Raw genomic sequence first — 280 nt, 5'->3', positions numbered from 1 at the left:
GGAAAATGTTCAAGTGAAAGTTGCGGGAGGACAAAGTTTTCTTGATGCCACATTCAATGCCTTGCAAATCGACCCGATTGAAGGTTTTCAATTTGTGGATGCCGGCACGTTGTCCGCGGATGAGCTTGAGCTCAGACATCACCTGATCATTTGTCAGGTTTACGACCAAATGACCGCTTCTGAAGTCAAGCTGACATTGATGGAGAAGCTGCCTGATGATTATGAGGTTGTGATCGTGACAGCGGCTGGGAGCCGTGATGAGGAGATTCAGGCAGTGCCT

At 48.6% G+C, this 280-nt stretch carries 1 protein-coding gene; it reads left to right on the top strand.

Annotation, left to right across the window (positions count from 1 at the left end):
• The coding region (locus CF394_RS03525) for an SAM-dependent methyltransferase (RefSeq protein ID WP_500691223.1) at positions 1–280 on the top strand (280 nt) is incomplete at both ends.

Source organism: Tetzosporium hominis (genome assembly GCF_002265435.1).
Lineage (GTDB): Bacteria > Bacillota > Bacilli > Bacillales_A > Planococcaceae > Chryseomicrobium > Chryseomicrobium hominis.
This window is presented reverse-complemented; position numbering and strand designations above follow the sequence as displayed.